A 26,977-nucleotide genomic window follows, 5' to 3' on the forward strand; every position below is an offset into this window, starting at 1 on the left:
CTTTATTATATTGGATTAACTATTTTGAAACTGTTGATCTAGCTCACGCACCTTATCGTAAGACTTCTTCAAACGCTCTGGAACTAACTTCCGTCCAAACTCCCAGGCGTTTTCTTCAATTTCAGCAATGAGCTTTTGTTGCACGTCTTCTTCCTCATACATTAGGATTCTTAAATCGTGTCGGTGCTTCTTAAAGTCTAAATAATACCCGATCTCATGGTAGAGAAGAATGAGTGCGATGTTTTCTTCATTTTCTTTTAAGCCAACTTTCACTTTTGCTATATAGCCGTTTATTTCTAAGTAGTTAAACTTGATCGTATTTGTTGATACGTTATAACTCATTGGAGATTTCAGATCGTTATTGAATAAGTAATTAATGTCTAATTGGTGTTTTTCTAATGTATGTTTAATAATCTTTTCTATATCCCATATATATAACATTCTTCTTTATCACTACCTTTTTGTGAAGCTTTGCCTTATTTTAAACCATCTATTGTTATATTCCCACCATTTTTAAAATGAAACGGTCCGGTATAGGTGAGTATGACAGTAATTAGACCGCTTTCAATAAACATTCTTATCTGTATAATCCACTCTTGATAAACATGGACTAATGTCTATTGGTTTGTGTTTTATATATAACCGTGACTTTTTACCCGTAAATTAAATTCTCTAGTAAGATACTTAAGTCATGAATTACTATTGTAAAATAGTTCATAATCCCTGTATTGTGATGAAGGTAAAACAGTAATATTCTACCTATTCAAACAAAATAACCAAATGGTAATATGTAGGAGTTGTTAAAAATTGCATATTAGGGGGATGAAAATGAGTTTTAAAGGTTTGAAAGTATTAGGGGTAGTTAGCATGGTATCTTTAAGCTTAGTTGGGTTTGGTGAGAAAGGTTATGCAGAAAGTGATGTTAAAATAACAAATATGGATCAGTTATCTTATGATTTAATTAATGATGTAGAAGTAATGGATTCACAAATAAAGAACAATGAATCAATCGTTGAAACAGAAGATTTCACTTCAAGTGTTGACCTTGAAAAAAATGAGATTACATTTACAGATTCCAAAGATAACACAGTATCAATTTCGTTGGACGATCCTAATTTGGAGTATGTTGAAAATCGTGACGGTACTATTGTCTACGAAAATGAAAAAGCTGGTTACACAGTTGATAATCAGCTTCTAGATGGTGGATTCAGACAGCTATTTACTATTGAATCTGAGTCTTCTCCTAAAACTTTCAAAATAGATATTAAATTAAACAAAGGTAGTAAATTAGTAGAGAAAGATGGACTATATTTCGTTGAAAATAATAAAGGTGAAACGATTTTTAATATCGGTAAGGCCTGGGCAGTGGATAGTAATGGCGATTTCGTTGAAAGTACCTTTGAACAAAGGGGTAGTTCTTTATATCAAAAGGTTGATTACACAGGTAGTAACTATCCACTAACTGCGGATCCTTTGTTTTGTTCTGACACTATCGATAATACTGCTACAAAATGGGATAGCAGTTATGCTGGAGGAAAAGGGACATTATCAGTTGTTACAAGAGGATGTACGAAAGCATATATTACTGCTAATTGGGCTTTAGGACCAGGTCTTTTAACAGCTTTTTCTCAATCTTCGTTAATGAATGATATGTGGAGTGAAGTTCGAGCTGATGCTTCTTTCTCTCCAAATGTATCAAGTTCTAGAGAAGGAAGAGTTAAAGATCAATTTATTTGTCACGCTGTAAACCCATCAACAATATACAAGTCTTCGTGGAATTTAGAGCCTTGGCGACCAGATGTATCGCTTTGGTCAACATATACATCGTTATGTAACCCGAAATAACTCATTTGAAAAATTACAAACAATAATAAGAGGATGATTTCATATGTTCGTTAATTCTAATGAATCGTTATTTGAGCCAGGATATATCTCATTATTTTTGGTTTTTTTAGGAATTGTTTATCTGGTCTACTTCGCTCTTACTATAATTAGACTTCAGCTAGACGCATTAACAATTGTGACACTTGTTATATCCCTGCTCTCCTATTTGCTTGTTGGATTTTATATTATTGGAACTGGCTATTATATTGATGAAGAAGCACCTAGTAATTTTGTATTCCAGAAGATTGGATTTCTAGAGTTGATCTTGTTAGCATTTCCATACATCTTTCTTGCTCTGACAGCAGGGCTTGGAAAAAAGAAAGAAAAATAATTTTATTCATTAGGTGAAAAGATTATCATGTCAGACACTAAAAGCCCTTAATCAAACTAGATTGTTCAAATAAACTTAGGCTAAATAAAACACCTTCAAAGTTGTAGAAAAAACTTTGAAGGTGTTTTTATTATGGTTAAGAAGTTCATTTATTCGAAGGAGTGAAGAAGAGAGTTATTCAATTAAGATTAGAGGGCAATCATTCGATTAAAAGCTAATGGATATGTTTGGAATCAAGTATAAGTCTTAAATTAAAATCTGGATGAGTGAGGTTTAGGAAACGGGTGAAGTCAAATGTTCGAAACTCCTCCAATTCAATTTCTTACAGTTTGGATCAATAGAGATTTAAAATTCCCTCATATTAGTGGTATCTGAAAATAGACTCTCAATAATACCTTATAAGAGAAGGACTGATCAAATGGCAATCCATACGGTAACAGCTGGGGATAACTTATGGCGTATATCCATGACTTATCGTGTACCGATACCAACGATACGAGCTGTAAATGGACTCGTCTCAGATCGACTCGTTCCAGGGCTAAACTTATACATTCCTGATCAAAATCTTCCTGAACAGTATTATCAGATTAAGCCAGGCGATACGTACTGGAAGCTGTCTCAGCAGTTTAATACTTCCACCCAAGCGATCATTGAAGCAAACCCAAACACAAATCCAAATGCTCTACAGGTCGGGGTCCGTATACGAATTCCTTCTAGAGAGAAATATCGGATGCAATCATTAGTCTTTTTTGATGCGTTAGCAGGTACGCCTTATCAAGATACACTCAATACTATTGCAGGATCAATTTCCTATTTAGCGATATTCACTTACTCTTTCACACGAGATGGAACTGTAATTGGAGTCGATGATGCTCAGGTTTTACAACGAGCGAAAGAGCTGAACATAAAGCCGCTGCTTGTTATTAGTAATTATGAAGCGAACATGTTCAGTCCTGATTTAGCGAATGATGTTCTTCAGAGTCCGGATCAAAGAAAAGTATTGGTCCAAAATCTTGTTCGCATCGTAAAGGCAAAAGGGTATGCAGGAGTCAGTATCGATTTTGAATTTGTTCCTCCTGAGAGAAGGAATGATTTCACAGCTTTTTTACGAGAATTGAAAGTGGGTCTTGGCAATTTAGTTCTTCAGTTAAACGCGCATGCAAAGAGCAGCGACATGCCGACAAATCGATTAGTTGGGTTTCTTGATTACAAAGAAGCAGGAAAAATCGTCGATATCGTTTCAATTATGACCATTGACTATGGATATGCGATCGGACCTCCTGATCCGATTACACCTGTATGGTGGATCGAACAGGTGTTAATGTATGCGACTGGACTGATTGAACGTCGGAAGATCATGATGGCGTTGAGTTTATACGGGTATGATTGGACAGTTCCGATTCAGGCAGGGGTAGGTGCCGCTATGTTACCCGTTCAAACGCTCCAAAACAGAGCGATCGATTCATGGATTCCTATTCAATATGATGAAAGATCCCAGGCTCCTCACTACCGGTATCAATTGTTGAACAAAGACCACATCGTTTGGTATGAGGACATTAAAAGCATGATTGCGAAATATAAGCAGATGGAAGTGTATTCTTTGCTCGGAGCGACCTACTGGCGGTTGCGGTTTCCGTTTCCACAGAACTGGGCGTATGTTGAGAAGAACTTGCTCGTTATAAAATAAATCATTTTTTCGTTGAGCAGGAAAGAGGGAGAATTTATTGCTCCCTTTTTGCATAAAAAGCTTCTATTGATTTCCTAATTTCAATAGACAAGATTACTAGAATGAACCTCTAAACTATCAGTTTTTTCTACTTCTAGTTGACGAATGTGCGATTTTCCTATCACTTTTGCCGTTCCAGTCACAACTCTTTAGAAATAAACTATATAAACTTATTTTATGATTTAGGAGTTGAAAGAATGAAATCTCGACATCGATTAACTGGTAGAGTGATTTTTAGGGGCGACCCTGGTTATGATAAAGCTCGGAAGAATTGGAACCCGTTCGTGGATACGTTTCCGTTAGTATTCGTGTTTGCACAAGAAACGAGAGATATCCAAAATGCACTTTCATGGGCATGTGAGAATAACATTCCGATTCGTTTCCGTAGCGGTCGTCACGCATTAGATAAGGGTCTTAATGAAGTGAAAGACGGGATTGTCATCGACGTTAGTGAAATGAAGAGGATTCGATTCAATCGAAAAAAAGGAATTGCGATTGTTGAAACAGGAAGTAACGTAGGCCCTACGGTTAAAGCATTAGCAAGAGAGGGGTACATGCTTCCGTTTGGAGACAGTCCGACTGTTGGAGTCGGTGGAATCACGATGGGAGGAGGAATTGGACTCCTTCAACGATCGATTGGTTTGATCAGCGACAACCTCATCGGATTGAAGATGGTCGATGCCGATGGTAATTTGATTCAAGCGGATCATCATAGAAATGAAGATCTGCTTTGGGCTTCACGAGGCGGGGGCGGAGGTAACTTCGGCGTGAACACCGAATACGTGTACAAGCTGCACAAAGCTCCTGAAAAAGCCACGGTGTTTGAAATTGATTGGCCTTGGGATCAACTAGAAACCGTCTTTAAAGCATGGCAAAATTGGGCTCCGGATGTTGATACACGGCTTGGTACGATCTTAGAACTCTTCTCGAAAAAGAATGGCACGCTTCGTTCCACAGGTCTATTTCTTGGACATAAGGATGAGCTTGAAAAACTTTTAAAACCGTTAAAGAATGCAGGTACGCCAACGAAGGTATTTGTAAAAATGTTTACCTACCAAGACGCAGTGGACTATTTGATCCCAACTCAAAAAATACCTGGACGAGCAGATGCTAACAAAAAATTCTCCTCAAACTGGGCACAAGATCTTCTTCCTGATGAAGCCATTAAAGTGATGCGTCAGTTCTTAGAAGAATCGCAAAGTGAAGACACAAACTTTTTCTTCCTTAATGCTGGAGGAGCACTGAATCAACCGTCTCCTAATGAAACGGCATTTTACTGGAGGAACGCAAAGTTCTATATGGAATGGAACGCGTCGTGGACAGATCGGTCTGACCAGGCAAGAAACCTCGCCTTGGTAGAAGAAACCCGTTTAAGACTAAAACCATTCGTAGAAGGTTCCTATGTCAACGTACCAGATCAGTTTATTCGAAATTTTGGACCAGCCTACTATGGAACGAACTTTGATCGACTCCAAAGAGTGAAAGCTAAATATGATCCACGAAACGTCTTCCAATTTCCGCAGAGTATTCCGCCAAAGTACAGATAGTGGTATCGTTTTTTAAAAATGTATCTCCAAAAAAAGAATCCCTCTGAGTAAAGTAGAGGGATTCTTTTTTATTTACTATGAGTAAAAAGTTTAATCAATTTCTCACCAAACTCTTCCGTTTTCTTCGGTCCAAACCCCTCGACTGTGAGAAGCTCTTTTACCGTTTTAGGCTGCTTAATAAGAAGCTCCTCTAAACACTTGTTTGTGAAGATGTAATAGGGCTTTACATTTAATTCTTGAGATTTCATAGTACGGAATGCAGTTAGGGAGTCTTTTAAAATCTTATTGTTTATCACATTAGAGTCCTCATTTTGTGATAGAGAACCGGTATTGTTCGCTTTTTGTGCTGAATTACTCTGTTTTATGATAGCTAGTATACCCTCTCCGTAATCTTCAACTTTCTTTGGACCAAACCCTTCAATATTAAGGAGTTGCTCAGCTGTCATTGGTTTCTTTTGTAGGAGCTCATCTAGTACTTTGTTTGTGAAAATGAAGTACGGTTTAATAGAGAGTTCTTTTGAGCGCTGAGATCGAAAATTGATCAGTGCTGATTTAAGATTCTCATTCGTACGTACAGAAACTTTCTTAGGTAGAGGTTTACTTTGGCTGGGCTTTTTCGTAGTCTCTTTTTGCTTTTGGACAATGTACTGTTCGAAGGCGAATTTTTGCTCTACGTTATTTTGAAGGATGACTTGAGCAATATTATGAAGAGACTGATCTAACATCTTAACGGGTGATTTTTTATCTAATTCCTCTTTAATAAACGGCATGATCTGATCATGTCTAATCACTGAATCTTGTATGGTTGATGGAGCATTTGGAGACACATCTATAATCGTTTTAGGATTAGCAAATGTAACCGCACCTCGAATTGGGCACTTCGTGATGACGCCTTTTGAGATAAGAAATTTTTCTAGGATATTCATATGTCGTTCAACTTGGTTAATAGGGCTGTACATGCCTTCTTTGTTAACAACTCGATTGCTTTTCGTGATAATACGCTGAAACTCGCCCTTGTCAGTAATACGGATATTTCCAAATAACTTTTTAACTTCAAGGATTAAAATGAATTTGTGGGTAACGATGATAAAATCAAATTGAGCTTTATAGTTTTCAAACTCTAAGTGAATGTCATGGAGGAGAAGGAGGGGCAGCATGGAATTTTGAAGTTCGAACATCACGTTTTTTTCTCCGGCGTGTCCGATTGAAAAGAGTTTTAGGTGATCGTCAATTTTCTTGATGTCCAGGTTTGGCTTATTGCTTTCTTTTAAATCTAGTAATTGTTTTTGTTGATGAGAGATCTCTTCAATATCTTTATAGATGATAGGTTCTTTCAATTCCCTATGATCTGTTAAGATATTGAATACATTTTTAATAAAAGACATTTCTCTTACCTCCAACGTTCTATTGAGTTTTAAATATGTAATAATTTGTAATTACTAGATTATTATAGCAAAATAATACGCGTGAAAGAGAGAACTAAACAAAGTTTATAAGAGAAACAAAAAACAAGCCCTTAATCAAACGTTTGATTAAGGGCTTGTTTTGTTATGTTCTATCGTTAATTAGAAGGCTCTCGTTACAACCCAACCGAAATATACTTAACCTCCAAATACTCCTCAATTCCATGATGCCCGCCTTCGCGCCCGAGTCCGCTTTGCTTAAATCCTCCAAACGGAGCTTGTGGGGTGGAAGGAGCACCGTCATTTAATCCGACGATTCCGTACTCTAGCTGTTCACTGATTCGAATGCCTCTCGATAAGTTCTCTGTAAATAAGTAAGCGGCAAGGCCATAGATGGAGTTGTTTGCACGTTCGATCACTTCTTCTTCTGTTTTAAACGTAGCGATGGGTGCGAGAGGGCCGAACGTTTCATCTCGCATGCAAAGCATGTCATCGGTTGCGTCTCTTATTACCGTTGGTTCATAGAACAACCCTTCTTTCATTCCGCCGCCTGTCACAAGGGAGGCTCCTTTGGAAAGAGCGTCATCGATATGGCTCTGCACTTTTTCAACTGCATGCTCATCGATCAATGGGCCGATGGCAACGTCTTCTTCAAAACCATTCCCTGTTTTGAGCTCTTTTACTTTTTCTTCAAGCAGTTCAGTAAAAAGCCCCGCGATGGATTCTTGGACATACACTCTGTTCGTGCAGACACACGTTTGACCTGCGTTTCGGAATTTCGAAGCGATGACGCCTTCAACTGCTTTGTCGAGGTCACAGTCTTCCATGACGATCGCTGGAGCGTGGCCCCCTAATTCAAGGGAAACCTTCTTCACCGTTTCAGCAGATCCTTTCATGAGTAGCTTACCGACTTCCGTTGAACCGGTGAACGTTAATTTTCTCACTCGTTCATCAGATAACCAGGCTTCTCCAATCGATTTTGCATCACCTGTCACAACGTTGATCACACCTTTTGGAATACCTGCTTCTTCAGCTAGTGCTGCTAGTTTCAGTGCGGTGATCGGCGTTTGTTCAGCTGGCTTGATGACGACTGTACAACCTGTCGCGAGAGCTGGTGCGATTTTACGTGTAATCATTGCGGCTGGGAAGTTCCACGGCGTAATGACTGCCACGACTCCAACCGGCTGCTTGTTTACGAAAAGGCGTTTGTTTTGTTGCATGGCAGGAAGCTGTTCCCCGTACACTCGTTTACCTTCTTCTGCATACCAGGAGATGAAGCCGTTCGCGTAATCGATTTCCCCACGTGCTTCTTTTAAAGGCTTTCCTTGTTCTAACGTCATCGAACGTGCGAGGTCTTCTTTATGATCGTTGATTAGCTGATGCCACTTTGTGAGATAAGCGCTTCTTTCAAAAGCGGATAGCTGAGACCAGGGGCGAAAGGCTTCAGATGCGGCATCGACCGCCATCGAAGCTTCCGTTTTCCCTCCGTTCGGTATCGTTCCAATAATGTCTGAAGTAGCAGGGTCGGTAATGTCGATCGTTGGTAAATCTGCACCTATTTCTTCGTCATTGATTCTCATATAGTAATGTTTCATGATAATCCTCCTGCTTACGAGATTTTCTTTTCGCTATCGTTTTCAAGGTCTTTCGTAAAGATTTCATCGTTCTCTCCTTTAAAGAAGTTCTTTCCATAGATCAAGAACGTAAGGAGGATACCAACTGCGAACGCCCATGTTGCGCCTTTCGTAGCGAGAACAGCTCCAATAATTCCTGCAATTCCTAGATCACGGTTACTGCGTGATTCGAGGATTCCAACTTTTACACTTACATAACCTTGAATCAATAGGGTTAATGCCAATGCGATGCCGAGAATTGGCTGTACGAGACTTACGATTGGAAGGAGGAGTAGACCTGTGTTCGTCCCCCAGCGGAAAGAACCGGATCCTCCAAAAATCGAGTTCATCGCTTTCTTTCCTTCTTTAAACCGTTCGATGACGACAACCTGCATCGCCGCCCATAGTGGACCTGCCATCGTAACATCCGGTCCAAGAATACTCATAATCGAGTTACGGCCACCGAAGATCAAATGAGCGCGGTTCGGATTGTAATCGATTTTTTCATCTCGTCGATAATCTTCTGCTTCCTCAACGAGCGCTTTACTTTGCAGGACATCACCGAAGAGAACGATATACGCTGCAAGTACGGTTGGGATTGCAGTCACAAACAGCATAAGTGGCGGGAATCCTAACCCAAAGATCGTGTATTCACTCCAAAGTGTTCCGAAGTCCGGATTGATCAGTCCCCATTCGATGGTTGGCCATGGTGCTTCGCCGAAAAGTGGACCGATAATAACGGCTAAAATGATAATTGGAAAGATACCGAGCTTTCCGATCAAGCCCCATAGAGAACTCTGAGTTTTAAGTCTGTTAAAGTGTTTTGAAAAAATGATATAAAAAGCGATTCCTACGGCAATTGAAATCGTCCAAGGAAACGATTCAAACCGACCGCCTACTTCGAATACTGAGATGACGGCTGCAAATCCAGCACCTAGTATGATGCCTGATTTAATCGCGGGCGGAACGAAGGTAACAACTTTTCTAGCAAGGCCTGTAGACCCAAGAAGAATCGAGAACAAACCTAGCGTCAGCTGAAAGGCGACGAGTGCGTGAACACGTTCAGCTCCTTCAGGGAACGTTGAAACGTACGCCATGATCAGCGGGATGGCAGGAGTGATCCATCCTGGCACAACAGGATCACCTAGAAGGTGGTGCGTTAAATACAGAAGTCCGTTCAAGAGAACAACTGCTAATGCAACTTCGAACGGCATTCCTAATAGCTCGATCATCAAAGGAATCGCAGCTAAGTCGACCGCACACATGAGTAGCCCTTGTACATAATCCGGCCACTCGAATTTGTAGTGAATGAAAGGAAGCCTTAATTTAAAAGGCCCCATCGGGATGTATGGTGATTCTTCACCGTCTTTACGATTTTTCCACATGTTAATTCCCCCTTATTTGGTATTGCATCAATAAGCAGAGCGATAGATTTCTTCAATGTCATCTTTGCTAAGCTGGCGAGGGTTATTTTTGAGCAAACGCTCCACTTTGCTTGCGTCTTCTGCCATCGCCGTAATCGCTTCTTCTGGAATATCGAATGAACGGAGTCCTGTCGGGATATTGACGGAAGAGCAGAGGCGTTTCATCGCATCGACTGCTTTCGTGGCAGCATCCGAATCAGATAGATGTTCAACTTTTTCACCTAAAGCGGTCGCGATGTCTCTGAATCGCTCGACGCACGCTAGCTTGTTCCATTCCATCACGTACGGTAAAAGTAGAGCGTTACTCACACCATGAGCAATGTGATAGCGGCCGCCTAGCGGATATGCGAGCGCATGAACGGCTCCGACTCCTGCATTTCCAAATGCCATTCCGGCCATCAAGCTCGCCGTTGCCATCTGTTCCCGTGCTTCCACGTTATCTGCTTTTGCATAAGCCTTTGGCAGGTTGGTCGAAATCATCTTCATGGCTTGTATCGCGAGAGCATCTGTGATCGGCGATGCGTGGACCGATAGATAGGCTTCGATCGCATGAACGAGGGCATCGATGCCGCTTGCGGCAGTCACGGACTTTGGCATGCTTACCGTCATCTCGGGTGCTACGATCGCGACATCAGGGAGTAGATGATCGCTTACGATCCCTTTCTTCAGCTGTGCCTCCGAATCTGAAAGGATGGAGATGTTCGTTACTTCTGAGCCTGTCCCAGCGGTTGTAGGTAGTGCGATAATCGGAGACCCTTTCTCAGGAACGAGATCAGTCCCAATTAAATCGGACAATGGTCCTTCGTAGCCGGAATAAGCAGAAACACTTTTTGCGATATCGATCGCGCTCCCGCCGCCGATCGCGATCAGGGCATCGTGGTTTCCTTCTGTAAATCGTTTGGTGCATTCTTCTACGATCGTGAGTTCAGGATCTGGTTTTACTCCTGTAAAAACTTCATACCGTACGTTTTCTAGGAGGGGAGTGATTTGATCCACCATTCCAATCTTTTGGAGGATCTCATCTGTAACGATAAGCGGGTTATGTATGTGTAAGCGCTTAATTTCTTCCGTAAGTTTTTCCGTTGCCCCTTTTCCTGTAATTAGTTTGTTAGCGATTTTGAACGTTGAAATAGCCAAACGACATTCTCCTTTCGAGCATTTGCCTATAACTGTTGCAATTCCCATGCCAACTTTCCTTCATCCTTATAAGAAAGCGTTTTACAGCGTTTCTGTTCGCAATATTGTTAAAAACTATATGTGATATGAGTTAAATGCTGATCAAAAAAGGAGCATTGATTTAAAACCTAATCAACGCTCCCATTTCTTCATCTTTTGAACGATGGTCGATTGACTCACCTCGAGTACTTCCGCTGCTTTCCTCGTCGTTTTGTATTTCTTCATCGCCCTCGTAATCAAATCACGTTCAACACATTCGAGTGCTTGTTTTAGTGGAATGATCTCATCTTGTTCGGTTTTTAAGGGGTCGGTCTTAAAGTGTAGTAGCTCACCAGGTAAGTCTGCCAGCTGAATCTTAGGTTGAGGGCTCAAGATGACTAACCGCTCGATGACGTTCTTGAGTTCACGGATGTTTCCTGGCCACTCGTATTCATGGAGCGCGTCCAGTGCTTCGATGCTAAATGATCGCTCTGTGTCGTGTTCAGTATTAAACAGGTCCATGAAATGCTGAGCGAGCGGAATGATTTCTTCACGACGAGCACGTAGGGGAGGGATCTCTAGTGGTACGACGCTCAAGCGATAGTAGAGGTCTTCGCGAAACTGTCCCATAGCGACTAACTTCTTTAAGTTCTTATGAGAAGCCGCGATGGTGCGTACGTTCACCTGTTTTAGTTTAGAAGAACCGATCGGAATGAATGCTTGGTCCTCGATGACTTTCAAAAGTTTTATTTGAACTTCGAGAGGAAGATCGCCGATTTCGTCTAAAAACAATGTGCCGTTGTCAGCGACTTCTAACAGACCCTTTTTTCCTTTCGATAGCGCACCAGTAAACGCTCCACCCTCGTAACCGAACAATTCAGCTTCAATAAGGTTCGAGGGAAATGCGCCACAGTTTAATTCTAAAAAGCTTCCGCTCGAGCGCTTAGAATGTTCATGGATGTATTTCGCAATCATCGTTTTTCCGACGCCGGTCTCTCCTTGTAGAAGGATTTTCGTATCCGTTTTCGCTGCACGATTGATGAGGGAAAACAGCTCGTTCATCGTTTCACCGAAGAAGAGAGAAGACTGCTCAGGCTGTTTCAGCGTTTGTTTCGTGTTTTGTCTAAGGTTTTTCAAATCCTGAAGTTCATCGATCTGGAGCTTTAATTTTAATAGCTCCGTGATATCTCTTACGCTATTGACGATATATAAGATCTCGTCATCAGGTGTGAAGATCGGTGTGCCGGAGACGATGATCTTTCTACCGTTCGAGAGCGTTTGCATGAGCGTGATCGGCTTCTTATTTTTGAGAACCTGTAGTGAAGCTGATTTTGAAATGTATCCTGCTTTCACGAGGTCTTCCATATGGTAGCCGAGGACTTGTTCTTCCTTTAGACCTGTAATTCGTTCGTACGATTTGTTTACTTTCACAGGAATGCCATCACCGTTTGTGATGAAAACCCCATCGTATAGGGAGTTGATGATGTCCGTGAACACTGGATCTTCAAGGAGCGCACTGTACTCATTTTGACTGATGGTGTGTTCGTGCATAGGGAGGTGGCGATCTGCAATCGTTCGTAAAATCTGTCCGATCGACGTACTAACATCGTCTTCTTGCAGGGCGCGCACCAGCTCCTCAACTTCTATATGCCCAAGCGATGCGCCGTTTTCATCGACTACTTCCAACGCATGAACGTCTTCGTTCGAAAATAGCTCGATTGCTTTTTCTATTTTATCTGTTGCGTGGATTTGCATGGCTGTGACCTCCGGGAGAGTGTGGTTGATGATAGTTTATCATGAGTATGAGGTGATTAGTCTTAAAGGAGGCAATATTCACGTATTGCACCAAAAATTCCTGAAGTTATATTTATGAAGGATAATGAAGAATTTGTAAGAAATAACACCACTATATATAGGTAATAGTCTCTAAACAGAAACACGTCTTTGTCCCTAGTTCGGTTAAACTAATGAAACATACTACATAAAAGCTTCAAAATGAGGGGATAATCGCGTGAAGAAAATAATAGTTAGTGTTTTTCTTGTAACAGGTTTGCTATTAGGGGGTTTTCTAATCGATTTCACTGGTGGAAGCAGCGGTGGAGAACCGATAGAGCTTAGCGGTACATCGCCTTTAAGCGATAAGGATCTTCCACCACAACATACGCCGGGTGGAGGTGATGGAAACTAAGATTGATAGAGCGGAATAAACGAGGGGATTCGTTCGGCGTGGTTTATACAATCCAGTAGAGAAAAGCGAGTTGCATGGGGGCGACTCGCTTTTTATTTTTTCGTAAAGGTGTGTCCTGGAATATATATACAGTTGTTGGATGTAAAAGTATACTTAAGAAGAATTAAGACTGCTGTAAAAATAGACGGGTAGAAAAGGTGACGATATGGCGAGGGTTGCAAAAAGGGAGACGATTCTTCAGCAGACGAGAGAAGAGTCACTCTTTATGAAGAGAAGGTTAGAAGGCGAGATTGATCGGATTAAGCGAGAGAATAAAAAGGACATCCTCTTTTTATCGATCCTATGGATGTTTGCACTTGGAATCGCATTGTTTTTTATTTTCCCGATCGGATTTATTCTAGGATGGTTCGTAGGTCGTGAACTGCTCTTACGAAAGTTGTGTGGAGATAGAAGAAATCAGCTTAAAAATTTAGGGAAACATATCAAGCTGCAGCCTGGTGAAGAAGGGGAAAGCAAGGTGTCTGACGTGATAGAGGGGTGGTTACCTGACTCATTTACATTGATGAATGACCTTGTCGTACCGAATGGTCGAAATGGAACTCAAATCGATCACGTCTTGATTGGCCCAGAGAAAATCTATTGTATCGAAACCAAAGACATTACTGGTAGATTCTATCCTCATCGAGAAGGGTGGCTATGGTATCCATACAACAGTAGAGGGAAGGTCATAAAGAAAACGATCGTAAAAAGTCCACAGGGGCAATCGATCTATCATGCGAACCATCTCAGGAAGTATTTGAGACGTAATGGCTATTATTTTCAAGTCGAACCGGTCGTTATTATGACAAATTCACGGGGTGTTTGGATGGGGAAACAGGATGCTAAGTGTCCGATCTTTCGGATTCAAGACTTTGTTCATTACGTGAAGAAGGAGAACAAGGGTAAGATTACAAGGGAGAAGAGCGAGGAGCTTGCTTCACTACTTCTGGAGTGTGATCGGGATTATTCTGACGGGTTCTATGCGGCGATAAGGTGACGAGTGACAGGTACCACCCGGTATTTGTCGAATGAACTTTAGGCTGTTCAAATGAATAGAAAAATAGCTTCAGCCTTGGCTGAAGCTATTCGACATGAAACGGGTGGTGACAGGCACCCTCACTAAAATGTTTTGTTTTGTTCTGCGCTCACTTCTTTATAAACGCCTTTCCTCATCCTCATAAAGAAATACAATCCGACGATTGCCCAGCCGGCAAACATAATCCATTCGTATGGCCAGATGAGAGACGCTGGCATACCTGGTAAGTAGAGTGTGATGAAACCGAAGCTAAGGATGAGTGCAAGATAACCGTAAACAGGCGATTTTGCAGCCCGGAAAGGACGCTCCATATTCGGCTCTCTTTTACGAAGGACAATGAATGATAGTGCGACAAGGAAATATGCAACAACGATTCCAAGTCCGCCAGCATCGACGATCCAGACGAGCGCAGATCGTCCTAATAGCGGTGCTAGCATAGACAAGATTCCGATGAACAACACGGCGTTTGAAGGCGTATTGAACTTTGGATGCAGTCGTCCAAACCAGGCTGGGAGCATACCGGACTTTGCCATCGCGTAAAGAACACGACTTCCTCCGATGACGAACGAGTTCCAGCTCGTGATGATCCCAGCTACACCACCAATGATTAAGATCTGAGCAAATAGGTCTGATCCGAATAAGCTTGCGATTGCGTCTGCTGATGCGAGTTCTGTTACGGCTAGCTGCTCTTGATTAAGCCCAAGTCCAACCCCAAGCGCAATCGCGAGGTAGAACAAGATCGCTCCGACTACGGAAACGACAAGGAACATCCCGATCTGGCGTTGCGGCAAGTTCGCTTCTTCAGCAACCTGAGGAATGACATCGAATCCTACGAATAAAAATGGGACCATGACGAGCACGGTCATGATACCACCGGCTCCTCCAACGAAAGCGGGAGCGAGGTTCGATGGATCCCCGTGGATACCTGACCCGAATATTAAAAGAAGTCCGACGCCAATGATGACGATCGTGAAAAATGTCTGCATGGCAGCTGCTTGCTTAAGTCCTATGTAATTGATCGCGGTGATGATGAGCGCCCCGCCTGAGCCGATCAATACCCAGTTTAGATGAACATCCCATCCTGCAACGGTCCATAAGTAACCAGACTGGTAATCAGGGATGAGGTAGTCGATGACGGTCGGTAACGCAACGGCTTCAAACGTTGCGACTGACACGTACCCGAGTGTGATTGCCCATGACGCGATGAAAGACATATTTTCGCCGAGTGCTCTATGCACATATTCATGCTCTCCACCAGCCTTTGGCATGGCGGAGGCGAGTTCAGCGTAGTTCAGTCCCACACAGACGACTAGAAATCCTCCGATCACGAATGCTAAAACGGCCCCGAACGAGCCAGCGGATGTAATCCAAGTACCAGATAACACGACCCATCCCCAACCGAGCATCGCACCTAGTGCGAGGAAGAGGAGGTCGAACCTCGACAGAACTTTCTTTAACTGTTGTCCTTCTTGCATGCTTGAAACCTCCTATCCTTCTGAAGTGACTAACGTGCTATTCCAAACCGTTCGAACTGCGTCTGAAATGATGGACAAGCCTTCGTCAAGCTCCTCATCCGTAATAACAAGTGGCATGAGGAAGCGGATGACGTTGCCATAGACGCCTGCTCCAAGTACGAGAAGTCCTTGCTGTTGAGCGGTAGAAATCATTTGAGCGGCTAAGCTTTTAGCAGGGGTTTTCTTTTCTAAGTCGCTCACGATTTCCACTGCAACCATCGCTCCGATTCCGCGGATATCGCCGATACAACCTACTTCTTTAGATAATGTTTGGAAGGTATCTTTTACTTTTTGACCGACTTCGTTTGCGCGATCGTTCAGTTTCTCTTCTTCAATCACGTCGATCGCAGCCAGAGCAGCGCGACATGCTAATGGGTTTCCACTGTATGTTCCGCCGAGCTCACCACCGTTCGCGGCATCCATCACTTCTTGCCGGCCGATTACGCCACTGATCGGCATGCCTGCACCAAGTGACTTTGATACGGTGATGAGATCAGGAGTAATGTCAAAATGCTCTGACGCGAAGTAGGTACCTGTTCTTGCAAAGCCTGTTTGAATTTCGTCCGCTATAAAAATAATGCCGTGCTCAGCGCATATTTCTTTAACAGCTTTTACAAAGGCTTTGTCAGGTACGATGAATCCGCCTTCCCCTTGAATAGGCTCCATCACAACTGCTGCGATCGTTTCTGGAGCGACCTCTCTTATTAGAAAGTCTTTGAACTGTTCGATCATGTGTGCACTATATTCTTCTTCTGTCATAGTCGCAGGTCGGCGATATGCATAAGGGAAAGGAGCTTTGTACACTTCTGGAGCAAACGGTCCGAAGCCGAATTTGTATGGTTTAACTTTGCTCGTCATCGACATCGTCATAAGCGTTCGACCATGGAAAGCGTTCGCAAATGTGACAATCGCCTGGCGACCAGTGTACTTTCTAGCGATTTTCACTGCGTTTTCTACAGCTTCAGCTCCGCTGTTTTGGAGAAGAACTTTTTTATCGTGCGCGCCAGGTGCGAGTTCAGCTAACTTTTCAGCTAGGGCGATGTATGGCTCGTACATCATGACGTTAAAACCAGTGTGGATGTACTTTTCTACTTGATCATGAAGCGCATCCTTCACTTTTGGATGGCAGTGGCCAACGTTGATCGTACCGATTGCCCCAGCAAAATCGATGAACGTATTGCCATCGACGTCCGTAACTTTTGCCCCATGTGCTTCTCTAGCAAAAGTTGGAACGCCGTAACTAACCGCGTCAGGAACGATTTTTTTCCTGCGTTCTAATAGGTCACTAGCTTTTGGCCCTGGAAGAGGGGTATTGATCGATGCATGTCTCATAGAAAATCTCTCCTTAGCTAAAAATAGATTTGCGTTCAGACAAGTCGTCGAGCGTTGAAAGTAAGTGAGTTTCAATCGCATCGCACATCTTGTCTACATCTCGGTTTCGAAAAGCTTCTAAGATCGCATGATGTTCAGGAATGGACTTCGCTTCTTCAGTTGGTATGGTGTAAAATTCGTCTTTCAAGATCAGGTAGCAATCAGACCATTGGTTTAAACGCTCGATTTCCTGAAGTAGAAACGTGTTGTTTGAGAGTTTAGCAGGGAAGGCGTGAATGAGGGAGTTGATGGTTAGAAATGCCTCAAAATCCTTTGATTCGTATGCCTCAAGCTCACGCTTCAATAACTTCTCCATCTCAACAACGTCTTCATCTGTCATGTTTTCGATTGCTAGCTCAGCAGCATACCGTTCGATGACGACGCGCAGGCGAAACACATCCTCGAGCTCTTTGTCAGAAGGATTGCACACGAATGCCCCTCGATGAGGGATCAGCGTGAGAAGGCCTTCACTCTCGAGGCGTTTAAAGGCAGAGCGAATTGGAGTCCGACTCATTTTCAATTCCTGGCTTAGCCATTCCTCTGTTACGCGCTGGTCTGGGTTTAACTTCTTGAGCATGATTGCTCGCTTTACTTTCTCGTACGCGAGTTCTTCGTTTCGTTTTTTTTTCATTTGTATTGATCCCTCTCGATTGTGTTCATATATTGTATACAATTTCTTCGCTGTTAATTGCCATGATAACCCATTTTATTCTAAATTTCTAGTATTTTCAGAAAATAAAGAATGCGGTGCCTGTCACCACCCGGTTTTTGTCGAAGAAGATATGATTCTAGTACTTATGACACAATTCGACAGAATCTTTTATAGATTCTAGTTCTTAATACTTATATAATAAAAGTTATGCTACACACTATGTTAAAAGAGGCGGGGATGAAGTGAGGAAGGTAATCACTTATTTTGTATTTGTCACGCTACTTGTTAGCGGGTTTTTAGGGGCAGGAAATGTATTTGCTGCTAGTGGTGAATCTAACGGCTTAAAAGAAAAAATAACGGAAGAGAAAAAGGAAAAGCGCTCTTTCTCTGAAGCAGACAAAAAGATAATAGAAGAACAACTAAAACAAAAGCTATCTGAAGATCGAAGCAGTATCAAAACTCTTGCTGACTATTTAGAGAGTGAACCAAATAATGATTTTACACATGCTAACTTTCTACCTATGGAAGATGTTGTGTATGGTACTTTCGATGTGAATGATGTAGACATGTATCAAATCGATATAAATAATCCTATCGAGCTTGTTGTTGCTGGTTCTTCTCAGCAGAATATCGATCTAAATTTTGCATTAGCCGATGCTTTTGGAGAGTGGATCGATCCTGATTACTATGATTATTATGAAGGTGCCCAGTTTCAAGTCTATACAATTCCAGAAGGGATCTATTACATAAAAGCGACGGATGAAAACGGCGGTGGCGAAGATGATATTTATGCATTGTCTGCCTACAATATGGAGTACATCGAACGAATTTCTGGTGACGATCGATATGAAACAGCGATTAAAATAGCTGAAGCGGGTTGGCCAGAAGGGACGGATAATGCTGTGCTTGCAACTGGGTTAACGTTTCCTGACGCGCTTGCAGGCGCTCCTCTCGCTTTTCAATTAAATGCTCCAATTCTACTAACACCTAAAACGAAGCTTGATAGTCGAGTAAGAGATTTATTAGTAGACCTGGATGTGAAAAAGGTTACCATTCTTGGAGGAACAAGTGCCATTTCTTCGGAGATTGAAAATTACTTAAAGAATACTATGAAACTTGAAGTTAGACGTTTGAGCGGCGCTACCCGCTATGAAACTGCAACAAAGATTGCGGAAAACCTCCTTCCTACAAAACAGGCTGTCGTAGCCTATGGAGGGAACTTCCCTGATGCGCTATCAATAGCTCCATATGCAGCTATGTACGGTCTTCCAATCTTTCTAACTGAGAAGGATGAGCTTTCAAGCGCTACGAAGAAGGCACTATCTTCTTATAACAAGACCTATGTAGTAGGGGGGCCTGCTGCAATTAGTGAAGCGGTAGAAAGGCAGCTACCTTTGGCAACACGTTTAAACGGAAATGATCGTTATGAAACTTCAATTGAAATTGCAAAAACACTCAACTTGCCAACTTCGGATGTTTTTATGGCAACAGGTGAAGGCTTTGCTGATGCCCTCTCAGGCTCTGTACTTGCGGCGTTGTACGGTGAACCAATGATTCTTACAAAGAAAAATAGTCTACCTACTAGTACGAAACAATTCTTAAAAGAACAGAATACTTCTTACTACACAATTTTAGGAGGCGATAGTGCTGTTGGAATACGTGTGGAAGAAGAACTATTTGAGTGACAGGCACCACCCGTTATTTGAAATATTTTGTCGAACAATTATTGTATGAAGGAAGAGCCTTTAAAAGAGGCTCTTTTTTTATGTTTTGTAATTAAGACTTAAGAACAATTTACTAAATTTAGCTTTCTGTTGTCATTTGAGTTTTATTACAATTATTACGGGAACGGGGACTATGGGGTGATTAATTATGCTTATACGCAACTTCAGGTTAGGATTATTGTCTGTCATTAGTCTAATAGTACTAGTGTTACTATTTCCAGGTGTCACTGAGGCAATTGACATTGATCGAATTTCAGGAAGCGATCGAATTGAAACAGCTGTTGAAGTTTCTAAGAACGGTTGGCCAGATGGAAGTGAAACAATTCTTTTATCGAGAGCGAACGACTTCCCTGATGCGCTTGCAGGAACGCCTCTTGCTTACCAAGAAAATGCTCCAATTTTGCTGACGAAATCTACGAAACTACCAAAAGCGACGAAGAGTGAAATTCAGCGATTAAATCCGAAAGTCATTATCATACTTGGAGGACCTACTGCAGTTTCAAATGAAGTAGAAACATACATAAAAAATGACATGAATATAACAGTAGAGCGTATTTCAGGAAGCGATCGGTTTGAAACGGCAGCGTTGATCGCTGACCGGATGCATCCAAGTGGAAGAGCGGCCGTTGTGAGTGGTGAGAATTTTCCAGATGCGTTATCGATCGCACCTTATGCAGCGTACAGAGGATATCCAATTTTACTCACGTTAGAAGATAGCCTTCCAACTGTTACAGAAAATCGCATTGAATCTAATGAACGAAATTATGTAATCGGAGGCACTGGAGTTATCCCGAATGACGTAGAGGAGGATATTCCAAATTCGATGCGAATTGCTGGAAGTGATCGTTATGAAACTTCCCGTGCTGTTGCGGACGCATTTCCACAGGGCAGTGCAGATGAAGCCTATTTAGCAACTGGTATGGATTTTGCAGATGCATTAGCGGGTTCCGTTTTAGCGGCAAAAACGGATGACTCTCTCCTGTTGATCGAAAAAAACTACGTACCGAATCCTGCGAAGCTTTATATAGCTGATAAAGGATTAACGAAGTTTACGGTCCTTGGGGGCTATGACGCGATCGATGAATACGTCGATACGGAAGTTTCGTTACCGATCCAACTGTTGTTAGTGAACAAGCAGCGTGATTTGCCATCAACGTATGTTCCTGCAGAGTTAGAGGAGCCGAACGTTCCGTTTCCGTTCGATTATGAACACAATAAGCGGAAGATGAACACAATTGCTGTTGCTCACTTGGAAGCATTGTTTGATGGAGCAGAGAGAGCAGGACTCGACCTCTATGCTCAATCAGGCTATCGCTCGTATGAACGACAAAAGCGAATCTATGAACGAAATGTTGAGGAACATGGAGAAGAGTATGCGAATCGAGTAAGTGCAAAGCCAGGCCATAGTGAGCACCAAACCGGTCTAGCGATGGATGTGACGAGTCCGGATGTAGATTATAGATTGGTCGAAGAATTCGCATACACCGATGAAGGGAAATGGGTCGATGCGCATGCACATGAATATGGGTTCATCATCCGTTACCCTGAAGGAGAAGAGCATGTGACAGGCTACAAGTATGAGCCTTGGCACTTACGTTATGTAGGAAAGAACATCGCGACGTATATGAAAAATAATGACCTTGTGCTTGAGGAGTATTTGCGGTAGCCCGTTTTGTAGAGGGTAGAGAAAATAAGACCTGTATGATAAACACCGATCATCGTTAGGATGATCGGTGTTTTTTCGACATTATCCGGGTGGTGCCTGTGAAGTGTAATGCCGTGTGCTTAGTATGCTGTGAATCACTAATGCTGTCTTTTCTAACTCTTCTTTCGTCGTGTGCCTCCCAAAACTGATTCGAACGAGTTCTCTTGCTTCGTCATCGGTTCGTCCGATCGCTTTTAATGTTTTGGAAGGGTTTTGCTGTCCGATGGAACATGCGGAGCCTGTTGAGACGGCGATGCCCTTCTGGTTCAGTTCATTCATCACGTACTGTCCTTCAATCCCCTTGAGCCGAAGTCCTACGATATGAGGAAGCCCTTCATCATCTCCACCTTCGATGACCACATCTGTTCCGTTCAACTGACTCAATAAATAGTCTCTTAACGTCTTACTTTGTTGATGAGCGAGCTCCATATTTGTGGTCGCTTCTTCTACCGCTGCTGTAAAAGAGAAAATCCCTGGTACATCCACTGTACCCGGTCGAAATCCTTTTTCATGAACGGCTCCAGGTAAGCTTGCCTGCCATGACTGTGACGGATCGATGTAGCATACTCCTACGCCTTTAGGTCCGTATAGTTTATGCGATGATACGGAGAGAGCAGTAAGGTGCATCTCTTTGACATCGACCGGTAGCTTTCCGAACGTTTGGACCGCATCCGTATGAAATGGAATGCCTCTTTCCATGAGTTCCTTTCCGATTTCTTCGATTGGCTGGAGCGTTCCGATTTCGCTGTTTCCGTGAGCGATCGATACAAGAATCGTATCGTCTCGAATCGCTTCGATCAGGTCATCAAACTTGAGCCTACCGTTGTCATCATACGAGAGATACGTGACGTCGAATCCATCTTTTTCGAGCTGTTGAAATGTATGGAGGATGGAAGAGTGTTCAGCCTTCGCAGTGATCATGTGACCTGAGGTATGCTTTTTAGCTAGCCCTCTTATCGCTAGAATATTTGATTCAGTGCCGCCAGATGTAAAATACACGCCTGAAGGGTGTCCGTTGATCGATTGAGCGATGGTTTGCCTCGCTACTTCTAGTACCTGAGCAGCAGAAGTTCCTTCATCGTGCAGGCTTTGTGAATTCGCAAAATACGTACGTGCTACCTTCGTGTAAACCTCGATTGCGAGGTCTGACATCGGGGTAGTCGCTGCATAGTCCAAATAAATCATTTCGCTCTCCTCATAAAGTTCTGTCTTGTACTTTATTTAAATCTATGTAACTATTAGTGTCAAGACACATGTAAACTTTACAGAGGACAACATCAATTTAGGAGAAGGTAACATGGGTAACTTTTATACAGAAGTACTTGTTATTGGTAGTGGGGTGGCAGGCTTGTTGACTGCTGAGCTTCTCTCTGCGGATAAGAATGTGACGGTTATCACAAAGTCTAAGCTAGGACAAAGCAATTCCAGGCTTGCGCAAGGTGGCATCGCGGCGGTCACGTCGGATGATGATCGTTGGGAAGATCATTTTTTCGATACCATTCAAGCGGGTGTTTTTCATAATAATGAGGAGTTAACAGAGCTTTTAGTAAAAAAAGGCGGCGAGCGAATTCAAGATTTGATCGGCCTAGGTGTGACGTTTGACCGAAATCGTGATGGGTCTTATTCGAGATGTCGTGAGGGTGCACATCGTGTGCCTAGAATCCTGCATGCCGGCGGAGATGCAACTGGTAAAGAGCTCGTAGGAACGCTTTTAAAAAGAGTAAAAGAGAGCTGTACGATCATTGAACATCATGCAGCGGTCGATCTCATCGTTGAAAACGGAGCCTGTACAGGTGCCTGGTTTATGGATTATGAAGGAAAGCATCTGACTGTCAGAGCAGATCACGTCATCCTTGCTACCGGTGGCGCGGGACAGCTTTACCCCGTTACGTCAAACGATGTGTCGGTGACGGGTGATGGTATCGCGATGGCTTACCGAGCAGGAGCGCGCGTTTCTGACCTTGAGTTCATGCAGTTTCACCCAACGATGTATGCGGGTGATGGAAACTCTTTTCTCATATCTGAAGCAGTAAGAGGCGAAGGCGGCGTTTTGGTCACGTCAAAAGGGGAGCGTTTGATGGAAGGAAAGCACGAACTTCTCGATCTCGCGCCAAGAGACATCGTGGCACGCGGCATTTATGCGGAGCAGAGTCCGGTTTACCTCGATCTATCTCCAGTCCCAAATTTTGATCAACGTTTTCCAACGATCGCATCGTACCTAACACGAGACGATGCTTCATCAAAAAAAGTTCCTGTCCAGCCAGGAACACATTTTTTGATGGGTGGGGTGGAAACGGATCGTTACGGAAGAACTACGGTCGAGAACCTTTTTGCGATTGGGGAAGTGGCGAACACTGGTGTTCACGGTGCGAATCGACTCGCGAGTAACTCCCTTCTTGAAGCGGTCGTCTTTGCGAATGAGGCGGCGACTTGGATACGAAATCATAAGCCTGTTCGGATGAATTTAGATACCGGTTTTCAACCTCTTCACATACCATGGTCCCTGCCAGAGCCCTGCATGTTGCGGAACTTAATGAATGATCACGTGGGTATTACGAGACATGAAAATGGACTCTCAGCAGCGATCGATGCGTTCGAATTCTATCTAACTAGCAGGAAGAAACCTGCCTCGAGTATTGAGGAGATAACGACGTTCAACATGCTGCAAACAAGCTGGCTGATGGCGACGTCAGCATATATGCGGACTGAAAGTCGTGGGGGACATTTTCGTACTGATTTTCCTCTACCAAAACAGCATTTCCAGCAAAAAAGGATAACCAGGGGGATCTTTAAAGATGAATGGATTACTACTGAGAAAAAATCTCGAGCAATTTTTTAATGAAGATATCGGTGTAGGAGACCTATCGAGTGAGCTGCTATTCGATTCAACAGAACAAGGTGTTGCAGATTTCATAGCAAAGGAAGATGGCGTATTTTGTGGTCAAGATGTGATCGAGCTAGGCTTTCACATGTTAGACGGAGGTTGTTCTGTTGAGGTGTACGTGCAAGATGGGGATCGCGTACAAAATGGAGATGTAATCGCGCAGGTTAAAGGTCAGGTAAAAGCGATTCTCACGGGTGAGCGCGTCATTTTGAACTTGATTCAGCGGATGAGTGGGATCGCAACGATGACGAGTCATGCCATTTACTTGCTTGGTGATTCACCTACGCGCGTCTGTGATACTCGGAAAACGACGCCAGGGCTGCGAATGCTCGAGAAATATGCTGTCCGCTGCGGCGGAGGGGTGAATCATCGCATCACGCTTGATGGTGGCGTCATGCTGAAAGATAACCATATTGCACAGTGCGGAAGTATTCAACACGCCGTTGAAGCAGTGCGAAAAAAGGTCGGTCATATGACGAAGATCGAAGTGGAGACGAGTAGCGAAGAAGAGGTTAGGGAAGCTGTTGAGGCGAACGCAGACATCATCATGTTTGATAACTGTTCACCAGATGAAGCGACTTTTTATAATCGACTCGTGCCAAAGTCGATCGTGACAGAAGTGTCGGGTGGCATTACGCTCGATAACCTTATCGATTATAAGGATTGTGGTGTCGATATGATTTCACTCGGTTGTCTGACGCACTCTGTTAAAAGTCTAGATATTAGTCTTCGAATGAAGGGGGAATAGCTATGAGTATACTCGATGCATTAACGAAGCCGGTTGGCATTCCAGAGAGGTATCACGCGCTATCAGAAGAAGAAATGGTTCAGCGCGTGCGTGAGATCAAGAAGGAGCTCGGTGACCGTCTTTACTTGCCTGCTCATCACTATCAAAAAGATGAGGTCGTTCAATTTGCTGATGATACAGGGGATTCGCTGCAGCTTGCTCAGCTAGCCGCGAAAAACAAGAAAGCAGAGACGATCGTCTTTTGCGGGGTCCACTTCATGGCGGAGACGGCAGATATTTTAACAGAGGAACATCAAACGGTCATTCTTCCAGATATGAGAGCAGGCTGTTCGATGGCGGATATGGCTGACATTCATCAGACGGAGCGGGCATGGAAAATGTTGACGGATTCATTGGGAGAGACCATCCTTCCGTTAACGTACGTGAATTCGACCGCAGCGATCAAGTCGTTTGTTGGGGAGAACGGCGGAGCGACTGTAACGTCATCAAATGCCACGGCTATGGTCGAGTGGGCGTTCACGCAAAAAGAGCGCATTCTCTTTTTGCCTGACCAGCATTTAGGACGAAATACAGCGTACGACCTTGGCATTCCACTAGAAGCGATGGCGGTGTGGGATCCGATCTCAGATCGTCTTGAGTACGACGGAGATTACGAGAATGTGAAGGTGATTCTTTGGAAAGGGCATTGTTCTGTTCATGAAAAGTTCACGCTCGATAATATTGCACAAGTACGGCGTGACATGCCAGGTGTAAACGTTATCGTTCACCCTGAGTGCACATTTGAAGTCGTACAGAAATCTGATTTTGCAGGATCTACGAAGATGATCATCGAGACGATTGAGCGAGCACCATCAGGCTCGTCATGGGCAATCGGTACAGAGATGAATCTCGTGAATCGGATTATTCAGGAGCATCCTGATAAAAACATCGTGTCACTGAATCCGAATATGTGCCCATGTTTAACGATGAACCGGATCGACCTACCGCACCTTCTTTGGTCTCTTGAAGAAGTTCACGCAGGTAGGAAAACGAATCAAATCTCAGTTGACGAAAAGACAGCGAAGTTTGCAAAGGATGCATTGAACCGCATGTTAGAACGCGCGTAGCCCCTTTGCATACAGTAGTAGGGATGAGGTGTGCCTCACCATGATTTCGGAAAGGAGTGGGCGCATTGGTAAGTGATACGGACTTACTTAACGTTATTCATACCTCAGTGAATGCTGGAAAAGCGATTATGAAGGTTTATGGAAGCAGTGATTTTCAAATTGAGAAAAAGAGCGATGCATCGCCTTTAACGGTCGCTGACAAGTTGTCGCATGACACGATCGTGAAGGGATTGAACGCGCTAAACGTAGATTACCCGATTCTGAGTGAAGAAGGAAGGCATCTAGGATACGATGAGCGAAAGAAATGGGAACGTTTATGGCTTGTCGACCCGCTCGATGGCACGAAGGAGTTTATTAAGCGAAACGGAGAATTCACGGTAAACATCGCTCTTATTCATAAGGGGAATCCTGTTTTTGGCGTCGTCTATGTACCTGTAAGTGACACAGTGTACGTTGGGGATGGAGATAGAGGGTCTTATAAGATCGAGAAGGTTTCAGAGGGGAGCTATTCTTCCTATAAGTCTTTGATCGAAAGTGATAGTGGTCACCGCCTTCCTTTACACGTTCGAAAGGAAGGGATGATCACAGCAGTAGCGAGCCGCTCTCATCCATCACCTGAAACGAAGGAGTTCCTAGATGGTTTGAAGGAGAAGTATGGAAAAGTTGCTGTCACTTCAGCAGGAAGTTCATTGAAGCTTTGTCTCGTTGCTGAAGGAGCGGCAGATGTCTATCCACGCTTTGCTCCAACCATGGAGTGGGATACCGCAGCAGGTCATGCCGTTGTTCAGGGTGCAGGTGGCAAAGTGGTTCATTCGACAAATTCGACAGGTGACAGGCACCTGGAATATAACAAGAAGGACTTAACGAACCCCTGGTTTATTGTCTGGAGGCAGGGATTGGGGTAGTTGCCTCTACACGAAAGATTAA

22 protein-coding genes are annotated in these 26,977 nt (G+C 43.3%); 12 read left to right on the forward strand and 10 right to left on the reverse strand.

Features of this window, described 5'->3' with window-relative positions:
• Positions 1 to 15: 15 nt before the first annotated feature.
• Positions 16 to 441: a hypothetical protein gene (locus ACXADT_RS05860; RefSeq protein ID WP_474833631.1), complete on the reverse strand. Its 426-nt coding sequence runs from the start codon at positions 439 to 441 to the stop codon at positions 16 to 18.
• Positions 442 to 828: 387 nt separating this feature from the next.
• Here ACXADT_RS05860 and ACXADT_RS05865 point away from each other — a divergent pair, with 387 nt between their 5' ends.
• From ACXADT_RS05865 to ACXADT_RS05880, 4 genes are all read left to right on the forward strand, one after another.
• On the forward strand, positions 829 to 1,845 hold the full coding sequence (locus tag ACXADT_RS05865; RefSeq protein WP_474833632.1) for a DUF2599 domain-containing protein: 1,017 nt from the start codon (positions 829 to 831) through the stop codon (positions 1,843 to 1,845).
• Positions 1,846 to 1,888: 43 nt separating this feature from the next.
• Entirely contained in the window at positions 1,889 to 2,215 is a 327-nt protein-coding gene (locus ACXADT_RS05870) for a hypothetical protein (protein WP_474833634.1), read from the forward strand.
• A gap of 418 nt (positions 2,216 to 2,633) precedes the next feature.
• Positions 2,634 to 3,902 carry a LysM peptidoglycan-binding domain-containing protein gene (locus ACXADT_RS05875; protein WP_474833635.1) on the forward strand — a complete coding sequence of 423 codons (1,269 nt, stop codon included), beginning with the start codon at positions 2,634 to 2,636 and terminating at the stop codon, positions 3,900 to 3,902.
• A 236-nt stretch (positions 3,903 to 4,138) separates the two neighbouring features.
• Positions 4,139 to 5,488: an FAD-binding oxidoreductase gene (locus tag ACXADT_RS05880; protein WP_474833637.1), complete on the forward strand. Its 1,350-nt coding sequence runs from the start codon at positions 4,139 to 4,141 to the stop codon at positions 5,486 to 5,488.
• 68 nt (positions 5,489 to 5,556) lie between these two features.
• Here the strand turns inward: ACXADT_RS05880 and ACXADT_RS05885 are convergent, their stop codons facing one another.
• The 5 genes from ACXADT_RS05885 to ACXADT_RS05905 all read right to left on the reverse strand — a co-directional run bounded on the left by ACXADT_RS05885 (position 5,557) and on the right by ACXADT_RS05905 (position 12,838).
• On the reverse strand, positions 5,557 to 6,873 hold the full coding sequence (locus tag ACXADT_RS05885) for an HRDC domain-containing protein (RefSeq protein ID WP_474833638.1): 1,317 nt from the start codon (positions 6,871 to 6,873) through the stop codon (positions 5,557 to 5,559).
• 194 nt (positions 6,874 to 7,067) lie between these two features.
• Positions 7,068 to 8,486 (reverse strand): NAD-dependent succinate-semialdehyde dehydrogenase, encoded by a 1,419-nt coding sequence (locus ACXADT_RS05890; RefSeq protein ID WP_474833640.1) that lies wholly within the window; start codon positions 8,484 to 8,486, stop codon positions 7,068 to 7,070.
• Between the two features lie 14 nt (positions 8,487 to 8,500).
• Complete coding sequence (locus ACXADT_RS05895; protein WP_474833641.1) at positions 8,501 to 9,889, reverse strand: hypothetical protein; 1,389 nt, start codon at positions 9,887 to 9,889, stop codon at positions 8,501 to 8,503.
• Positions 9,890 to 9,916: 27 nt separating this feature from the next.
• Complete coding sequence (locus ACXADT_RS05900; RefSeq protein ID WP_474833643.1) at positions 9,917 to 11,065, reverse strand: iron-containing alcohol dehydrogenase; 1,149 nt, start codon at positions 11,063 to 11,065, stop codon at positions 9,917 to 9,919.
• A gap of 171 nt (positions 11,066 to 11,236) precedes the next feature.
• On the reverse strand, positions 11,237 to 12,838 hold the full coding sequence (locus ACXADT_RS05905) for a sigma 54-interacting transcriptional regulator (RefSeq protein WP_474833644.1): 1,602 nt from the start codon (positions 12,836 to 12,838) through the stop codon (positions 11,237 to 11,239).
• 256 nt (positions 12,839 to 13,094) lie between these two features.
• Between ACXADT_RS05905 and ACXADT_RS05910 the strand changes: the two genes are divergently transcribed.
• Both ACXADT_RS05910 and ACXADT_RS05915 read left to right on the forward strand, forming a co-directional pair.
• Positions 13,095 to 13,271, forward strand: coding sequence for a hypothetical protein (locus ACXADT_RS05910; protein ID WP_474833646.1), 177 nt, complete (start codon positions 13,095 to 13,097; stop codon positions 13,269 to 13,271).
• A gap of 205 nt (positions 13,272 to 13,476) precedes the next feature.
• Positions 13,477 to 14,307, forward strand: coding sequence for a nuclease-related domain-containing protein (locus ACXADT_RS05915; RefSeq protein ID WP_474833647.1), 831 nt, complete (start codon positions 13,477 to 13,479; stop codon positions 14,305 to 14,307).
• 122 nt (positions 14,308 to 14,429) lie between these two features.
• Here the strand turns inward: ACXADT_RS05915 and ACXADT_RS05920 are convergent, their stop codons facing one another.
• Genes ACXADT_RS05920 through ACXADT_RS05930 form a run of 3 tightly spaced genes read right to left on the reverse strand, consistent with a single transcriptional unit; the run spans position 14,430 to position 17,862 of the window.
• Positions 14,430 to 15,821 (reverse strand): APC family permease, encoded by a 1,392-nt coding sequence (locus ACXADT_RS05920; protein ID WP_474833649.1) that lies wholly within the window; start codon positions 15,819 to 15,821, stop codon positions 14,430 to 14,432.
• Positions 15,822 to 15,833: 12 nt separating this feature from the next.
• Entirely contained in the window at positions 15,834 to 17,192 is a 1,359-nt protein-coding gene (gabT, locus tag ACXADT_RS05925) for a 4-aminobutyrate--2-oxoglutarate transaminase (protein ID WP_474833650.1), read from the reverse strand.
• Between the two features lie 13 nt (positions 17,193 to 17,205).
• Positions 17,206 to 17,862: a GntR family transcriptional regulator gene (locus ACXADT_RS05930; RefSeq protein ID WP_474833652.1), complete on the reverse strand. Its 657-nt coding sequence runs from the start codon at positions 17,860 to 17,862 to the stop codon at positions 17,206 to 17,208.
• A 263-nt stretch (positions 17,863 to 18,125) separates the two neighbouring features.
• Here ACXADT_RS05930 and ACXADT_RS05935 point away from each other — a divergent pair, with 263 nt between their 5' ends.
• Both ACXADT_RS05935 and ACXADT_RS05940 read left to right on the forward strand, forming a co-directional pair.
• The gene (locus ACXADT_RS05935) at positions 18,126 to 19,568 is read left to right on the forward strand and encodes a cell wall-binding repeat-containing protein (RefSeq protein ID WP_474833653.1); all 1,443 of its coding nucleotides are present in this window, start codon (positions 18,126 to 18,128) and stop codon (positions 19,566 to 19,568) included.
• 187 nt (positions 19,569 to 19,755) lie between these two features.
• The gene (locus ACXADT_RS05940) at positions 19,756 to 21,273 is read left to right on the forward strand and encodes a cell wall-binding repeat-containing protein (protein ID WP_474833655.1); all 1,518 of its coding nucleotides are present in this window, start codon (positions 19,756 to 19,758) and stop codon (positions 21,271 to 21,273) included.
• An 81-nt stretch (positions 21,274 to 21,354) separates the two neighbouring features.
• On the opposite strand, the gene ACXADT_RS05945 is transcribed toward ACXADT_RS05940, so the two are convergent.
• A complete protein-coding gene (locus ACXADT_RS05945) occupies positions 21,355 to 22,497 on the reverse strand; it encodes an IscS subfamily cysteine desulfurase (protein ID WP_474833656.1) in 1,143 nt (380 codons plus the stop codon).
• 112 nt (positions 22,498 to 22,609) lie between these two features.
• On the opposite strand from ACXADT_RS05945, the gene nadB reads away from it, so the two are divergent.
• The 4 genes from nadB to cysQ all read left to right on the forward strand — a co-directional run bounded on the left by nadB (position 22,610) and on the right by cysQ (position 26,955).
• Positions 22,610 to 24,151 (forward strand): L-aspartate oxidase, encoded by a 1,542-nt coding sequence (nadB, locus tag ACXADT_RS05950; protein ID WP_474833657.1) that lies wholly within the window; start codon positions 22,610 to 22,612, stop codon positions 24,149 to 24,151.
• Positions 24,108 to 24,944: a carboxylating nicotinate-nucleotide diphosphorylase gene (gene nadC, locus ACXADT_RS05955; RefSeq protein ID WP_474833659.1), complete on the forward strand. Its 837-nt coding sequence runs from the start codon at positions 24,108 to 24,110 to the stop codon at positions 24,942 to 24,944. The genes nadB and nadC overlap by 44 nt, the downstream gene beginning before the upstream one ends.
• A gap of 2 nt (positions 24,945 to 24,946) precedes the next feature.
• Positions 24,947 to 26,050 (forward strand): quinolinate synthase NadA, encoded by a 1,104-nt coding sequence (gene nadA / locus ACXADT_RS05960; protein ID WP_474833661.1) that lies wholly within the window; start codon positions 24,947 to 24,949, stop codon positions 26,048 to 26,050.
• Positions 26,051 to 26,115: 65 nt separating this feature from the next.
• Entirely contained in the window at positions 26,116 to 26,955 is an 840-nt protein-coding gene (gene cysQ, locus ACXADT_RS05965) for a 3'(2'),5'-bisphosphate nucleotidase CysQ (protein ID WP_474833663.1), read from the forward strand.
• Positions 26,956 to 26,977: the final 22 nt, after the last annotated feature.

The organism is Anaerobacillus sp. ABR4_321 (genome assembly GCF_056158505.1).

Excerpts from the sequence above, each read along its gene's own strand:
- ACXADT_RS05895 (WP_474833641.1), bottom strand. The coding sequence starts at position 9,889 with ATGTGGAAAAATCGTAAAGACGGTGAAGAATCACCATACATCCCGATG.
- gabT (WP_474833650.1), bottom strand. The coding sequence starts at position 17,192 with ATGAGACATGCATCGATCAATACCCCTCTTCCAGGGCCAAAAGCTAGT.
- ACXADT_RS05915 (WP_474833647.1), top strand. The coding sequence starts at position 13,477 with ATGGCGAGGGTTGCAAAAAGGGAGACGATTCTTCAGCAGACGAGAGAA.
- nadA (WP_474833661.1), top strand. The coding sequence starts at position 24,947 with ATGAGTATACTCGATGCATTAACGAAGCCGGTTGGCATTCCAGAGAGG.
- nadB (WP_474833657.1), top strand. The coding sequence starts at position 22,610 with ATGGGTAACTTTTATACAGAAGTACTTGTTATTGGTAGTGGGGTGGCA.
- ACXADT_RS05880 (WP_474833637.1), top strand. The coding sequence starts at position 4,139 with ATGAAATCTCGACATCGATTAACTGGTAGAGTGATTTTTAGGGGCGAC.
- ACXADT_RS05945 (WP_474833656.1), bottom strand. The coding sequence starts at position 22,497 with ATGATTTATTTGGACTATGCAGCGACTACCCCGATGTCAGACCTCGCA.
- ACXADT_RS05885 (WP_474833638.1), bottom strand. The coding sequence starts at position 6,873 with ATGTCTTTTATTAAAAATGTATTCAATATCTTAACAGATCATAGGGAA.
- ACXADT_RS05875 (WP_474833635.1), top strand. The coding sequence starts at position 2,634 with ATGGCAATCCATACGGTAACAGCTGGGGATAACTTATGGCGTATATCC.
- ACXADT_RS05930 (WP_474833652.1), bottom strand. The coding sequence starts at position 17,862 with ATGAAAAAAAAACGAAACGAAGAACTCGCGTACGAGAAAGTAAAGCGA.
- ACXADT_RS05890 (WP_474833640.1), bottom strand. The coding sequence starts at position 8,486 with ATGAAACATTACTATATGAGAATCAATGACGAAGAAATAGGTGCAGAT.
- ACXADT_RS05860 (WP_474833631.1), bottom strand. The coding sequence starts at position 441 with ATGTTATATATATGGGATATAGAAAAGATTATTAAACATACATTAGAA.
- ACXADT_RS05940 (WP_474833655.1), top strand. The coding sequence starts at position 19,756 with ATGCTTATACGCAACTTCAGGTTAGGATTATTGTCTGTCATTAGTCTA.
- ACXADT_RS05920 (WP_474833649.1), bottom strand. The coding sequence starts at position 15,821 with ATGCAAGAAGGACAACAGTTAAAGAAAGTTCTGTCGAGGTTCGACCTC.
- nadC (WP_474833659.1), top strand. The coding sequence starts at position 24,108 with ATGAATGGATTACTACTGAGAAAAAATCTCGAGCAATTTTTTAATGAA.
- ACXADT_RS05905 (WP_474833644.1), bottom strand. The coding sequence starts at position 12,838 with ATGCAAATCCACGCAACAGATAAAATAGAAAAAGCAATCGAGCTATTT.
- ACXADT_RS05865 (WP_474833632.1), top strand. The coding sequence starts at position 829 with ATGAGTTTTAAAGGTTTGAAAGTATTAGGGGTAGTTAGCATGGTATCT.
- ACXADT_RS05870 (WP_474833634.1), top strand. The coding sequence starts at position 1,889 with ATGTTCGTTAATTCTAATGAATCGTTATTTGAGCCAGGATATATCTCA.